Raw genomic sequence first — 12,767 nt, 5'->3', positions numbered from 1 at the left:
CACCGGTCAGCGCGACCGCGGACCGGTCGAGACGCCCAGCGCCGACGCGACCGGAGCGGTGGCGTAGACGCCCGGAGCATGCTGACCGTCCATCGGCCGGGTGGACGCGCCCACCCGGTCGGCGACCTCGCGAACCACCTTGACCAGGGCCTCGACGTGGTTGTCCATCGCCGCGACCCGCAGCAGCGGTGCCGCCACCCGACCGTCCGACGAGACGGTCACGGCCACGGTGTGCGACGGCGCCGAGGTCGCGGTGATCGCGTCCACGAGCGGACCGAGCGGCGCGTCGAAGCGGCCCCGCAGAGCCATGCAGCGGTGCGTCCAGCCGCCGCCGCGCAACCCACGCCAACCCTCCGCCGGCGCCTCGGGCACCAGGTCCAGACCGGCGGCCGAGACGATGGCAGCGCGTAGTTCCTCCCGGCCCAGCGGACGATGGGCCAGCCCCGCCGAGGTCAGCGCCTTCCCGAGCCGGCCGATCCCGGCCGCCACTGTCCGGTGTACGCCGGTCAGCCCGCCGCCCCGGCTCACCGCCTCGACCCGGGCGTCCCGAACGGTGAGCCGCACCGCCACCCAGACGGTCCGGTGCGCCGCCGGCGGCGCACCGGGTGCCGGGTACCAGACCAACGTGTGCGCGACGACCTGGGCCCGGGAGACCGGGGCGCTGAAGTCCGTGAGCACCCGCAGCGCGCGGTCCACGGCGGCGGCGTCGACCGAGCCGACGGCCGCACCGGTCGCGGACTGCAACGCGACGGCGGCGAACCAGCCCTGGTCGTCACGCCCGATGCCGAGCCGGGTGCCTCGGTCGGTCAGCTCGATGACGCTCAGCTCAGGGGCGAGCGCAGCCAACCTCGGGTCGGTCGCCGTGCCGCTGGCCAGAGCCGCTGACGCCCGCTCACCGCGTCGCCGCAGCCGCCGACGCAGCAGCAGGTCCTCGAACCACCAGCGGCCACCTCGACGGGCGAAGGCCGCCAGGACGACCAGCAGCGCCGCCGCGCCCACCGCGGCGAGCACCCAGCTGGGTCCGGCCGTGGCGGCCCAGACACCGACCACGCACAACTCCAGCACGACGAGCTGCCCGACCAGCACGGGGCCGACCCGCCCACGGCCGGGCCGCTCGGCCGGGGGCGCCGGCCGGGTCCCAACGTCGACAGGGTCCGTGACCGCTCGGGCGGGTGGCGCCTGAACCTGCGTCATCGCTGACTGTCCCTCCTGCACGGTACGACTCTGCGCCGGGTCTCCTCCGGTGCCGGCCACGAGCGGTGGTCCCAAGGAACCACCGTCGGCCCCTTATCGTAGGGAAGCCCGCGACGGCACCCCGACCCTGATCGTCGCGGATCCACCCCGCCGGAGGTAAGTCATGCGGACCCGCCGCGATCAGGTGCAGGCGTACCGCTTCGTCACCCGCCGCATCGTCTCCGCCTTGCTGTCGGGCGATCCGGAGACCACCAACCTGCCGATGCGACGGCTCGGCATGGCCGTCTTCGGCAGTGTCCTCACCGCGGCCATCGTGCTCGGCGGGGTGGGTGCCTACGGCCAGTTGACCGGTGGCGCGGCGCCGCTGGACGACCAGACCCTGGTCATCGAACGGGAGACCGGCGCGACGTACGTGTTCATCCAGGGCAAGCTGCACCCGACTCTCAACTACACCTCGGCGCGGCTCATCGTGAACGATGCGAGTGCCCAGGTGCGGACGATGTCCCAGGCGTCACTGCGGGACCGGCCCCGCGGCGTCACCGTCGGCATCGTCGGGGCACCGGACGCCCTGCCGGACCGCAAGTCGCTGACCGGGCTGCCCTGGTCGGTCTGCGACGTGCCCGACCCGGTCGACCGGCAGCGGTCCAGCACCCGGCTGGTGATCGACCGGGCCCTGCCCGGCGGCACGCCGCTGGGTGACCGGGCGGTGCTGGTCTCCGTGAACGACCAGCGGTACCTGGTCACCAACAACACGCGACTCCAACTGCTCGACCCGTCCCGCACGATCACGGCGCTGCGGATGGCCGGCACCGAGCGACTCCAGGTCGGGCAGCAACTGCTCAACGCCGTGCCGGCCGGGCCACCGCTGCGCCGGCCGTCGCTGCCCGGTGAGGGCGAGCCCAGCGGCCGCAACGTGGCCGGGCAGATCCACAACGTCGGTTCGGTGTTCAAGGCCGCCGGGCGGCACTACGTGCTGACCCGGGACGCTCTCGTCCCGATCAGTGAGATCACCGCTCTGCTGCTCGTCAGCAACGGCGGTCGGATCACCGACATCACCCCGAATCAGGCCAGCGAGGCGTTCGAGGAGCGGCGGATCGAGGAGGAGGGGGTGCCCCCGACGATGCCCGCCCTCTACCCGGCCCAGCCCGGTCAGACCACGCTGTGCGCGACGTACCGCGAGGGCAGCGCGGGCGGCCCACCGACCACCACCCTGGAGGTCTTCGACCGGGTGCCGAGCGAGTTGACCGACAGCGACCCGGGCCTGGTGCCGGTGCGCCAGACCAGGCGCGACGCCGTACGCACCGCCGAGGCGGTGCTGCTGCCCGGCGGCAAGGGTGTCATCGCGCAGGCCTCGCCCGGTGCCGGGACCAGCGGGTCCGGTGCCGCCGGGTCGACGATCTACCTGATCAGCCCGCAGGGCATCCGGTATCCGCTCGGCTCGACGGCGACCCTGGAGGTGCTCGGCTACGGCGGGATCACCCCGCTGGCGGTGCCCGGCTCCCTGCTCGCACTGATCCCGACCGGGCCGACTCTGGACCGCGAGGACGCGTTCGCCGTCTTCGCTTCCGACGGGCCGGCACCTACCGCACCACCGTCTGCCGCACCGAGGTCGGGCTCACCCTCAGCGGCGCCGCCCTCGGGCACGCCGTCCGCGGCGCCACCGTCGGGGTCGTCGTCCGCCGCGCCGCCGTCGGGGTCGCCACCGTCGAGTCCGGCCAGTGGCGCCCCGTCGAGCGGCGGGACCGGCGGGGGCTCCAGCAAATCGACCGGCGCCGACGGCTGAGCAGCTTCGACGGGTCGCCCGGAGTCGCACTGGTGGACTAACCTGGATGTCGCTGACGGTTGTCAACCAGAACGACGGGGATGTTGCCATGGCCGGGCGTACGGAAGTCGACCTGTTGTCCCTTGAGGACTTCCACGAGCACCTGGCGTCGCGGTTGAGCCAGGCCGAGTCGGTGCTGCGCAAGCTCAACACCGAGATGCAGTGCCGTCCTCCGGCTCTGGGCTCGTTCTTCGACGCCACCGACAAGGCGCGTCGCTACAGCGAGGTGCACCAGTCCTATGTCGACCAGGCCGAACGGATCCGGCAGGCGGTGCTGGCGGCACAGCAGGCCACCAGCACGATCCTGAGCAACTACCGCACCGCCGAGGCGCGTAACGCGGCCAACGCCGACGATGTCACCGCCGCGCTGACCCCGGTCGACCGGGCGTTCCAGCCGAAGGAGGACGGGCGTGTCTGAATACACCCAGCGCTACCAGGGCAACAGCCACCAGCAGCTGTACGACGGCCTGATAGCGGGCAAGCCGGAGCAGATCGAGGGCGTGGCCACCCAGTGGGCCGAGCTCAAGGGCATCCTCGACGGCCTCGGCCGGGAGTTGAGCGGCGACCTCGACAAGCTCAGCAACACCTGGACGGGTTCGGCGGGTCGGGAGTTCCATCGACGGCTCAGCCTGATCGTCGCCCACACCGACGCGTTGGGCGAAGGGATGGCCGGCATCAAGCAGGGGTTGACCATGATGGCCGACCATCTGCGCGCCGCCCACAAGCAGGCCGAGAGCCCGGAGGAGACCGACGACAACGACAAGGCGATCGGCGGTGCGATCAAGGGTGGCGCCGTCTTCGGTCTGACCGGCTTGATCGTCGGGGGCATCGCGGGTCACCAACAGGACAAGGCAGAGCAGGAGAAGGCCCACCAGCGGATGGTGAACCTGGTGGCCGGCCTGGCCAACAGTTATGAGATGTCCGCCTACGACCGGGTGGTCGAGCCACCCCCGCCCGACCCGGACACTCCGACCACCGCCCGCAAGGATCCGACGACGCCACAGAGTGTCTCGGCCATCGCCAGGGTGTCCGGCGGTCCCAACACCGGCACGGACACCGGGCACACCGGCGACGCGACCATCTCGTCGCCCGACCGGGTTGCCCAACTGCCGGGCGACGGCTCGACGTCGGGCGAGGTCGGCTCGGGCACCGGTGGCAGCCCGGCTGTCGGCGCCGCTCCGATCGGCGCTGGCAGCGGCCTCGCTGGCAGCGGCACCTCCCTCGCCGGAGCGGACCCACTGGTCGGCGGCGCGCTGCTCGGCGGGGGTGCCGCCGGGCTGGCCGGGCTGTCCGGGCCGGCCGGCGCGCCCGCTGCGGCGAGCACCGGTCCCGGCCTGCTCTACGGAGCACAGGGCGGGTCACCGGCCGGTGGGGTGTTGCGCAGCGGCGCGCTCGCGGGCTCGGGCAACGCACCCCCCACCTCGGCTCGACCGACCGGTGGTGGTGCGCCCCCGGCCGAGAATCGCGCCGCCAACGGGGTCGGGCGCAGCATCGACGGCCAGCGCGGTGGGAGCGGCGGACGCCCGGCCATGACCGGTGGCAACGCCCGGCCGGGGTCCGGCGGCGGCCGTCCCGGTGTGCTCGGCGGGCGCAGTGCAACCCAGGACGACGACACCGACGAGCGGCTGACCTGGTTGACCGAGGACGAGATGGTGTGGCAGGGCGACGAGAAGCCCGCGCCCCCGGTGCTCGGCAGCGGCGGCTGACCACGGCACGCGCGCACCACCGGCGGTGCCACCCAGACAGCGAGCGGTGCCCCCGATCGGACCCGATCCGGTCGGGGGCACCGCCGTTCCCGGGTCCCGATCGACGGCGTCCACAGTGCGCATGGTGGTAGCGGTCACGCCCGCGTGGTCCTTCGCCGTGCTGCGCTGGGCCAGGGCGGGCGTTAGGTTGGTCGGGTGTCGTCCGCAGCGTCTGTCCGCCCCGCCAGGTGGGCTGCGCTGCGGTCACTGCGGGACCTGACCCGCCTGGCGGTCACCGCGCTGGTGCTCGCGGTCGGCCTCGGTGCCGCTCTCGCCGCGACCCCGCCGCCAGCCTCCTCGCAGCTGCGGCCCAGCGCCGTGAGCAGCCGGGTGGCAAGTGTCCGCGCCGACGCCGGCCCGGCCAACGAGCGGGCCGGCCAGCCCGCTGAGGCCCCACCGACTGGCACGCTCGATACCGCCACGGCGACCGGTCCGGTCGCGGCGGGCCCGGTGCACATCTCGGCCATCGATCCCGGCCGTGGCACTCCTGCACGACGCGGCCCGCCCGCCCGCTGAGCCAGGCCCGGCGATCCCCGGGGCCCCATCCAGGCTGATCCTTCCGCATGGCACCTGAGTTCGCCGTCGACGGGACGACCCCGCCACCGGGCCGACCGGTGCTGCCGCGCCTTCCTGCCGCCCGTCGATACCCGCTACCGCGAGGTGCTGATCATGCAAACCATCCTCTCCGCCGTCCTGCCGGACCTCTCCCGGGCCGCCGTCATCTGGCTGAGCCTGCTCGGGGTGGTCGCCGTCGCCGTCTCCGCTCTGCTGCTGCGGCCCGGCCGGCTCCGCTTCGACCCGGGCGCCCGCATCCGCCGCGCCGCCATGCCGAGCCAGCTCGAGCAGGCGCAGGAGGAGCGGGAGCAGAGCCGCTACGCGCAGGAGGTAGCGGTGGCCGCGGAGCGGGCGACCACCACCGTGCGGCGCCGCCGGGCGGAGTGGGAGGCCGCGCAGGAGGTGGTCGAGGCGGCCTGGCAGGCGTACGAGGCGGCCGAGGCTGGCGTACGGAGGCTCGACGCGGCGGCCGCGATGCCGCTGCCGCACACCGCACGGACCCCCGCCGAGTACGCGGACCGCGAGCGCTACCTGCACCGGGCGGCGCTGGACGCGTACTGGCGGCGGGAGCTGTCGGTGGAGCAGCTCAGCGACGTCTTCGGACACCGCGACGGCTGGGACCCGCGACTGCACCCGGTCGAGCAGGAGCTGGTGCTCCAGCGGGCGATCCGGGACAACCTGGCGGCCCGGCACGCCGCAGCCCACGAGCGGGAGCACGTCGCGTGGCGGGCGGCGGAGTTGGCGGTGGCCGCGGCACGCAGTCTGCGCGAGGAGGCGTACGCCGCGACCGGACGACGGGTCGCCGAGTCGGCGTCGGTGCTGCCGCTGAGCGAGGTTGCCCGACCGGTGGGCGCGCAGCCCCGGGAGAACGTCGAGCAGACCCGGGAGAACAAGGTGACCGCACGCGGCCGTGCGACGGTGCCCGCGTTCTGAGCCGCGCGGGCTCGGGTGGGTTAGCGTGACACCCATGTCCCGACAGGCGTGGGTCCTCGTGGTGATCGCCAGCATCCTGGCGCTCGCCACACTGGTCGGTGCCGTGGTGCTGGCGGTGCGGGTGGTGCGTACCCGGCGGATGCTGACCGGGCTCGGCGCGGGCGGCAAGGTCGCCTTCTACGGGGCGCTGGTCTACACGATCTTCCCGGTCGACGTGCTGCCGGACCCGATCTACCTGGATGACATGGGTGTCCTGGCCGCTGCCCTGATCTACCTGACCCGGCTGGTGCACCAACGTCGGGCGGCGGGTCGCCAGCTGCCCGGTCAGCCGGACGCCCCGCCGGATCGGGGCCAGGTGCGCCGCCGCGTGCCATGATCGAGGTCGGTTCTGCGGACAGGGGACGGGCATGGCGGGCGATCATCGGTTGGACGTGCACGATGAGCGCGTTGTCGCCTTCTGCGCCGAACGACACCTGGCGACGCTGACCACAGTGCGGGCGGACGGCACCCCGCACGTCGTACCGGTCGGTGTGACTCTCGACCCGGCGGCCGGTCTGGCTCGGGTCATCACCTCCGGCGCCTCCCGCAAGGCCCGTCAGGTGGCGGCGGCCGGCGCGGCGGGCGCGGCGGTGGCGGTGTGCCACGTGGATGGCCGCCGCTGGTTGACCATCGAGGGTCGCGCGGTGCTGCGGTCGGATCCGGCCGCCGTGGCGGAGGCGGAGCGGCGGTACGCCGAGCGGTATCGGACACCGCGCCCGAATCCGGAGCGGGTGGTCCTCGAGATCACAGTGACCAGGCTGTTGGGCAGCCTCTGAGCTGACCGTTCGTCCCCGATGACCGGTTCGGGTCGGGATGCCGCGCGGCTCCGGTGCCCGCAGCCGGCGGAATTCTCCGTGGAGCAGAGCGGTTACGCCCTCGGTACGCCCAGGGCCGAGACCACCGATGGTGGGCCCCCGTGTTGCGCCGAGCGCCATTCCCGGTGCTGCCGCCCTCCGCTGGCCGGAGGCGCCAACCCCCGAACGGAGACTCGACCATGAACCCGATCGTCCAGAAGAGCGGTCTTTCCGTCGTCGGCCTGCTCGTCGCCGGCGGCTGCGCCCTCGGCCCGGCGGTTGCCGCGCAGGCCGCCCCGACGCAGGCCGCCCCGGCCTCGTCGAGCCAGAACGACCGGCACGCCGAACGGATCCTCGGCGTCGACTACCAGGCCCAGCCGAACTTCTACTACTGCGGCCCGGCCGCGACCCGGATCGCGTTGTCCGCTCAGGGCAAGGCGCTCTCCCAGGACGAGGTGGCCCGGCTGCTCGGCACCACCGAGGCGGGTACCCCCTCGGCCCTGGACACCACGCGGGTGCTGAACGAGCTGACCGGCGGCAAGTACCGGACCACCGAGATCCGTGATTCGGTGGCCCGCCCCGACCAGGTCGAGCAGCTGCGCCGCGACGTGCTCGCCGCGGTGGACGCCGGCCGTCCGGTGGTGGCCAACATCAAGGGCACGACTGTGGACACCGACGGCAACCCGCACTCGTACGAGGGCGGCCACTACCTGACCCTCGTCGGCTACCGCGACGGTGGTGACACGATCCGGGTCGCCGACCCGGCCGACCCGACGTTGGGCGAGTACTGGATGAGCCTGCCGAAGGTCGCCAACTGGATCGCCGAGCGCGGCTACTCCTCCTGATCCGAACGGTTCACCGGGCCGGCCTCTCCCGTGCGGGGAGGCCGGCCCGACCGTCGTTACGGGCCCGGACGGCGAGGTGGGCACGTCGCCGGGCTCGGGCGGCTCGCGTCGGTCGGGCCCGGTGCAGTTGTCGGCGGACCGGCGGGTTGATCTCCCGCTCGCCGGCGCCGGCCGCCCGGCGCACGATCCGGTTCGCGTCGTCTGGTTCGGAACCGGCGGCCCGGAGCAGGTCGCTGGCCGCGGTACGCAGTCCGGTGACGAGTGACTCGCCGAACGACTTGACCCCGGTCGCCGCGGCCCGCCCGGCCAACTCGGCGCACTGCTCGACCAACCGGCGGGTGCGCCGGGGGTCGTCACCGACCTTGCACTCCACCCGCATCTCCGCCACCGCCTGACCCAACCGGCCCATCGCGTCCGGCAGCTCCGGCGGGATCGGCTCGTCGTACTGCAACGCGGTGCTCGACCAACGGGCCATGGCGCGAGTGTCCAGCAGCAACCGTTCCAGGTGACCCGCGCTGCGGGCGTACCGGTGGTACTGCTGCCGGCGGTGCCAGCGCGCCGGGGCGATAGTCACCACCTCCTCCGCGCCGCTGAGCGCGTCGTGCAACCGGCCCAGGTCGTCCTCGGTGCTGCGGAGCCGCTCCAGAACTGCCAAGGTCCCGGCGCCGTCGCGCTCGCGCAGCGCCCGCGCCAGCTCGGCGAGTTGCTCGCAGAGGATCGCGAAGATCGGTGTCGCGGCCCGGTCCAGCACCCGCATCGGGTTGATCGGCAACAACAGCGCGACCACCACCAGGCCGACCGCCCCACCGACGAGCGCGTCGAAGATCCGGGGCAACTCCAGACCACGTTCCATCGGGGCCAGCGTGGCGATCAGCACGGCGGTACCGCCGGCCTGACCGACCAGCGGACCGCCCTTGCCGGCCACCAGCAACGCCGCGGCGATGGCCAGCGCGACCACCACGCCGGTCTGCCACGGGCCCGAGCCGAGCAGGAACCGCAGCGTGTCGCCGATGATGATGCCCAGAGCCACACCGGCCAACAGCTCGAAGGTGCGCCGAGCCCGCTGCCCGATGGCGGTGGCGATCGTACCGACGGCCGCTGCGGGAGCGAAGACGTGCGCTCCGGGGCCGAGCAGGTTCTTGGCGAGCAGGGCGGCGATCGCCGCGGCAAGCCCGGCCTGAATGGAGATCACCAGGGTGACCTCCCACTGCCGGGCCCGGATCCGGCCGGCCTCCCCGCCACGGTGCCGCACCCGCCGGACCGCCCGCTCGGCGGTCTCGTCGAACCGCGACTGGTCGCGGTCGGCGGGTGGGCGGTCGTCGGCCATGGCGGCGGTTACCCCGGCGGCGGCAGGGCAATCGTGGCGGCGGGGCACCACCGCCACCATTGGCACCACCGACACCGTCGAACGCATCGTCGACAGTAGGTTTGTGCAGCCCCTTGGGGGTACCAGAGCCACACACCTCCCACCGATCCGCAACCGGTAAGGGGCCGTGACATGACCAGTCCACCGACCGCCGACGACCATGATGTCGTCGACATCCTGCTCTCCGATCATCGGGAGATCGAGGCAGTCCTCGTCGAGTTGGCGACCCGGCAGGGCACCCCCGAGCACCGCCGAGGCCTTGCCGACGTGGTGATCGCTGAACTCGTCCGTCACTCGGTGGCCGAGGAGGCGTACGTGTATCCGATCGCCCGCAAGGTGCTGCCCGACGGCGACGAGATCGCCGACCGGGAGATCGCGGAGCATTCCGACGCCGAGCGGACCATGAAGGAGTTGGAGTCGACCGACCCGGCCGACCCCCGCTTCGACGAGCTGCTCGCCCAACTGACCAGCACCGTCCGACACCACGTGGCGGAAGAGGAGAAGGAACTCTTTCCCCGGCTGCGCGCCGCGACGGCCCGGGAGGAACTGGTCGAGATTGCCGCCCGGGTTACCGCGATCAAGAAGATCGGGCCGACTCGGCCACATCCGGGGAGCCCGGAGCACCCGCCGGCCAACAAGCTGCTCGCCCCCGGCATCGGTCTGGTCGACCGGTTGCGCGACGCGTTGAGCGGCCGGCCCACCTCGATGGACGAGCTACGCGACAAGGGCTGACCCACACACATCCGGACCGTGCACTCCCGGGTCGCCGACGGTTCGACGGCCCGGGAGGAGCGCGGGTGTGTCAGCGGACCTGGTCGCCCTCACCGGTGCGCGCCTGGGCCTGGTCCACGCCCTTGTCGATCTGATCGCCGTACTTGCCGCCGGTGCGCTTGTCGGCCATGTCGCCGGCCTTCTCCGCGCCCTGGTCGACCTGCTTGTCGTGCTTGTCCGCGAAGTCCTTGGCCTTGTCCATGAAGTCGCCCACTGTGTTCCTCCTCAGTCCGGTCCGTCCCCTTCGCGTTCCCTCGGCTGGACCACGCAAACGCCGCCGCTCCGGAAGTGATTCGCGAACACCCACCCATGTCGCACCGGCCGACGTACGATCCGCGCGGGCGCCGGCCGGCAATTCGGGTGTCGGGGGACGACCGACCGGGTACCGACCTCGTCGACATCGAGGAGGACCGACATGGCCGTAGAGGAACCCGGACCGACAGGTGGCCCCGGGCCGCGCCAGACCTGGGCGGCGCTGCCGTGGCTGGTCCGGACCGCGGTGTTGTGGAGCGCCTGCCTGGTGGTGATCGCCGCGGGGCTCTACCTGCTCGGCCGGATCGCGGTGCTGTTGGCACCGCTGGCCATCGCGCTGGCCGCCACCATCTTCCTCACCGCGCTGCTCGATCCGGTCCTGCTGCTGCTGCGCCGGTTGCGCCTGCCGGCGGCGCTGGCCGCGCTCTGCACCGTACTGCTGCTGCTCGGCATCCTGGTCGGCGTGGGCGCGGTGGTGTGGAACCTGACCGCCAGCCAGTTCGATCAGCTCAGCCAGGAGTTGACGCAGGGGGTCGAACGCAGCCGGGATTTCGTGACGTCCACCCTTCCGGTCAGCGAGGCGCAGCTGGACCGTCTGGTCGACCAGGCCCGGGAGGGGCTCGGTGGCAGCTCTCCGGACCCGGTGGCCGGCGCCCGGACCGCCACCGAGGTGGTCGGCTCCGCGCTGCTGGCTCTGGTGCTGCTCTTCTTCCTGCTCAAGGATGGCCGGTCGATGTGGCACTGGGTGCTGTCCCGGGTGTCCGGCCCGACCCAGCCGGTGATGGCTGAGGCCGGCAGGAACGGTTGGCAGACGTTGGGGGCGTACAGCCGGGGCACCATGTTCATCGCCGCCATCGACGCGCTGGGCATCGGGCTGGCTCTCGTGGTGCTGCGGGTGCCACTCGCCCTGCCGCTGGCGTTGATCACGTTCCTCGGCGGGTTCGTGCCGATCATCGGGGCGACGGTGGCCGGCGCGGTGGCGGTGCTGGTGGCGCTGGCCGCGAACGGCCCCACCACCGCTCTGCTCACTCTCGCCGCGGTGATCGCGGTGCAGCAGATCGAGGGCAACCTGCTGGAGCCTCTGGTCATGAAACGGCAGGTCCGGCTGCACCCGGCGGTGATCCTGGTGGCGGTCACCGCGGGCACGCTGATCGCGGGCATCGCTGGCGCCTTCGTCAGCGTCCCGATCACCGCCGTCCTCTGGCGCGTCATCGACACCGTCCAACAGCGCCGCTCGGCCTCGGCTCTCCTGCCCGCGGACTGATCACCGGCTGAGATGTGTGGCGAACCAGGTGCCGGCCTGATCGGCGACCTGCTCAAGCGTGCCGGGCTCCTCGAAGAGATGGGTGGCGCCGGGGATCACCCGCAGCTCGCCGACCTTTCCCAACTCGGCCAGCGCCCGCTCGTTGAGCGTGATCACCTCTTCGTCCAGCCCGCCGACCAGGAGCAACGTCGGGGTACGCACCTGGGCCAGCGCGTTCCCGGCCAGGTCCGGCCGACCACCCCGGCTGACCACGGCGGCCACCCGATCGGCGCGGGACGACGCCGCGACCAGGGCGGCGGCAGCACCCGTGCTGGCCCCGAACAGCCCGATCGGCACGTCGCCGGCAGGACGCTCGACGGCCAGCCAGTCGACGATCCCGGCCAGTCGGCTGGCCAGCAACCCGATGTCGAAGCGCAGTTCGGCGGTTCGCGCGTCCACCTCGTCCTCGGCCGGGGTGAGCAGGTCCGCCAGCACGGTGCCGAGCCCGCTGTCGTTCAGCGTCCGGGCCACCGCCACGTTGCGCGGGCTGTGCCGGGAACTGCCGCTGCCATGCGCGAACAGCACCACGCCGACCGGCCGGGCGGGCAGCGTCAGATCGGCGGGGAGCTGGGCGTCCCCGATCGGAATGGTCACGCTGCGCTGCTCGTCCATGCCCCACCTCCGCGTGCTCGCCGGTGGTCCGGGTACCCCGCTCGCCGCCGGGCACGCACGCCGCGACGGCGTCAGCCCCGGGCCGTGGGCGCCCCGCCCGGGCCGCGTTTGCCCGCTGGGGGGTCGGGTACGCGACGAGCGACCGCAGACCGTGTCGGCGCAGCCGCGCCCCGACGGATCGCGAGGATCGCATGGCCAAGCAGCAGATCTCCCGGCAGCAGCAGCTGACCGAGCGGACCCAGCGTGAACAGGACGCCGCGCGCAACCAGGACGTCGGGGACCAGGATTTCGGGGACCAGGCCGCTTCGGCCCGGCTGCCCGACGACCCGAAGGCGGCGGCGCCCCGGGACGCGATCGGGCGACCATCAACCGGCGAGCCGGTCTGACCAACGGGACCAGCGGCGCGGGCGGGGGGGGGGGGGGGGGGCCCCCCCCCCCCCCCCCCGGTCGCGCTATGGCCACCCCCAACGAGGCGGACCCCCCCCGGGCGTGACGCGGGGGGGGCCCGGCGGGGAGCGGCGAGGGGCATGGGGCGG

15 protein-coding genes are annotated in these 12,767 nt (G+C 73.3%); 11 read left to right on the top strand and 4 right to left on the bottom strand.

Annotated elements, in window-relative coordinates:
• Positions 1-6: 6 nt before the first annotated feature.
• A complete protein-coding gene (locus tag ABZS40_RS15820) occupies positions 7-1,194 on the bottom strand; it encodes a type VII secretion protein EccE (RefSeq protein WP_354943972.1) in 1,188 nt (395 codons plus the stop codon).
• A gap of 163 nt (positions 1,195-1,357) precedes the next feature.
• Between ABZS40_RS15820 and eccB the strand changes: the two genes are divergently transcribed.
• The 8 genes from eccB (at position 1,358) to ABZS40_RS15780 (ending at position 7,927) form a co-directional block, all read left to right on the top strand.
• Complete coding sequence (gene eccB, locus ABZS40_RS15815; RefSeq protein ID WP_354943971.1) at positions 1,358-2,977, top strand: type VII secretion protein EccB; 1,620 nt, start codon at positions 1,358-1,360, stop codon at positions 2,975-2,977.
• Positions 2,978-3,023: 46 nt separating this feature from the next.
• A complete protein-coding gene (locus tag ABZS40_RS15810; RefSeq protein ID WP_354943970.1) occupies positions 3,024-3,434 on the top strand; it encodes a hypothetical protein in 411 nt (136 codons plus the stop codon).
• On the top strand, positions 3,427-4,722 hold the full coding sequence (locus tag ABZS40_RS15805; protein WP_354943969.1) for a hypothetical protein: 1,296 nt from the start codon (positions 3,427-3,429) through the stop codon (positions 4,720-4,722). Before ABZS40_RS15810 ends, ABZS40_RS15805 begins: the two co-directional genes overlap by 8 nt.
• A gap of 195 nt (positions 4,723-4,917) precedes the next feature.
• On the top strand, positions 4,918-5,277 hold the full coding sequence (locus ABZS40_RS15800; protein WP_354943968.1) for a hypothetical protein: 360 nt from the start codon (positions 4,918-4,920) through the stop codon (positions 5,275-5,277).
• 153 nt (positions 5,278-5,430) lie between these two features.
• The gene (locus ABZS40_RS15795) at positions 5,431-6,249 is read left to right on the top strand and encodes a hypothetical protein (protein WP_354943967.1); all 819 of its coding nucleotides are present in this window, start codon (positions 5,431-5,433) and stop codon (positions 6,247-6,249) included.
• 34 nt (positions 6,250-6,283) lie between these two features.
• Positions 6,284-6,625 (top strand): YkvA family protein, encoded by a 342-nt coding sequence (locus ABZS40_RS15790; protein ID WP_354943966.1) that lies wholly within the window; start codon positions 6,284-6,286, stop codon positions 6,623-6,625.
• A gap of 31 nt (positions 6,626-6,656) precedes the next feature.
• On the top strand, positions 6,657-7,064 hold the full coding sequence (locus ABZS40_RS15785; protein ID WP_354943965.1) for a TIGR03618 family F420-dependent PPOX class oxidoreductase: 408 nt from the start codon (positions 6,657-6,659) through the stop codon (positions 7,062-7,064).
• Between the two features lie 218 nt (positions 7,065-7,282).
• Positions 7,283-7,927, top strand: coding sequence for a C39 family peptidase (locus tag ABZS40_RS15780; protein ID WP_354943964.1), 645 nt, complete (start codon positions 7,283-7,285; stop codon positions 7,925-7,927).
• Positions 7,928-7,937: 10 nt separating this feature from the next.
• Here ABZS40_RS15780 and ABZS40_RS15775 read toward each other — a convergent pair whose 3' ends face one another.
• Positions 7,938-9,341 (bottom strand): FUSC family protein, encoded by a 1,404-nt coding sequence (locus tag ABZS40_RS15775; protein ID WP_354943963.1) that lies wholly within the window; start codon positions 9,339-9,341, stop codon positions 7,938-7,940.
• Positions 9,342-9,425: 84 nt separating this feature from the next.
• On the opposite strand from ABZS40_RS15775, the gene ABZS40_RS15770 reads away from it, so the two are divergent.
• The gene (locus ABZS40_RS15770; protein ID WP_354943962.1) at positions 9,426-10,025 is read left to right on the top strand and encodes a hemerythrin domain-containing protein; all 600 of its coding nucleotides are present in this window, start codon (positions 9,426-9,428) and stop codon (positions 10,023-10,025) included.
• Between the two features lie 70 nt (positions 10,026-10,095).
• Here the strand turns inward: ABZS40_RS15770 and ABZS40_RS15765 are convergent, their stop codons facing one another.
• Entirely contained in the window at positions 10,096-10,278 is a 183-nt protein-coding gene (locus tag ABZS40_RS15765) for an antitoxin (protein ID WP_091395189.1), read from the bottom strand.
• Between the two features lie 201 nt (positions 10,279-10,479).
• Between ABZS40_RS15765 and ABZS40_RS15760 the strand changes: the two genes are divergently transcribed.
• The gene (locus ABZS40_RS15760) at positions 10,480-11,580 is read left to right on the top strand and encodes an AI-2E family transporter (protein ID WP_354943961.1); all 1,101 of its coding nucleotides are present in this window, start codon (positions 10,480-10,482) and stop codon (positions 11,578-11,580) included.
• On the opposite strand, the gene ABZS40_RS15755 is transcribed toward ABZS40_RS15760, so the two are convergent.
• On the bottom strand, positions 11,581-12,231 hold the full coding sequence (locus ABZS40_RS15755) for an alpha/beta fold hydrolase (RefSeq protein ID WP_354943960.1): 651 nt from the start codon (positions 12,229-12,231) through the stop codon (positions 11,581-11,583). It lies immediately after the preceding gene.
• A 191-nt stretch (positions 12,232-12,422) separates the two neighbouring features.
• Here ABZS40_RS15755 and ABZS40_RS15750 point away from each other — a divergent pair, with 191 nt between their 5' ends.
• Complete coding sequence (locus tag ABZS40_RS15750; RefSeq protein WP_354943959.1) at positions 12,423-12,617, top strand: hypothetical protein; 195 nt, start codon at positions 12,423-12,425, stop codon at positions 12,615-12,617.
• Positions 12,618-12,767: the final 150 nt, after the last annotated feature.

Origin of the sequence: Micromonospora sp. NPDC005324, assembly GCF_040607155.1 — a bacterium.
GTDB classification, from domain to species: domain Bacteria; phylum Actinomycetota; class Actinomycetes; order Mycobacteriales; family Micromonosporaceae; genus Micromonospora; species Micromonospora trifolii.
This window is presented reverse-complemented; position numbering and strand designations above follow the sequence as displayed.

What these genes read in the sequence shown, in the direction of transcription:
- ABZS40_RS15750 (WP_354943959.1), top strand. Translation starts at nt 12,423, where the DNA reads ATGGCCAAGCAGCAGATCTCCCGGCAGCAGCAGCTGACCGAGCGGACC.
- ABZS40_RS15795 (WP_354943967.1), top strand. Translation starts at nt 5,431, where the DNA reads ATGCAAACCATCCTCTCCGCCGTCCTGCCGGACCTCTCCCGGGCCGCC.
- ABZS40_RS15820 (WP_354943972.1), bottom strand. Translation starts at nt 1,194, where the DNA reads ATGACGCAGGTTCAGGCGCCACCCGCCCGAGCGGTCACGGACCCTGTC.
- ABZS40_RS15785 (WP_354943965.1), top strand. Translation starts at nt 6,657, where the DNA reads ATGGCGGGCGATCATCGGTTGGACGTGCACGATGAGCGCGTTGTCGCC.
- eccB (WP_354943971.1), top strand. Translation starts at nt 1,358, where the DNA reads ATGCGGACCCGCCGCGATCAGGTGCAGGCGTACCGCTTCGTCACCCGC.
- ABZS40_RS15770 (WP_354943962.1), top strand. Translation starts at nt 9,426, where the DNA reads ATGACCAGTCCACCGACCGCCGACGACCATGATGTCGTCGACATCCTG.
- ABZS40_RS15790 (WP_354943966.1), top strand. Translation starts at nt 6,284, where the DNA reads ATGTCCCGACAGGCGTGGGTCCTCGTGGTGATCGCCAGCATCCTGGCG.
- ABZS40_RS15775 (WP_354943963.1), bottom strand. Translation starts at nt 9,341, where the DNA reads ATGCGTTCGACGGTGTCGGTGGTGCCAATGGTGGCGGTGGTGCCCCGC.
- ABZS40_RS15760 (WP_354943961.1), top strand. Translation starts at nt 10,480, where the DNA reads ATGGCCGTAGAGGAACCCGGACCGACAGGTGGCCCCGGGCCGCGCCAG.
- ABZS40_RS15755 (WP_354943960.1), bottom strand. Translation starts at nt 12,231, where the DNA reads ATGGACGAGCAGCGCAGCGTGACCATTCCGATCGGGGACGCCCAGCTC.
- ABZS40_RS15780 (WP_354943964.1), top strand. Translation starts at nt 7,283, where the DNA reads ATGAACCCGATCGTCCAGAAGAGCGGTCTTTCCGTCGTCGGCCTGCTC.
- ABZS40_RS15810 (WP_354943970.1), top strand. Translation starts at nt 3,024, where the DNA reads ATGTCGCTGACGGTTGTCAACCAGAACGACGGGGATGTTGCCATGGCC.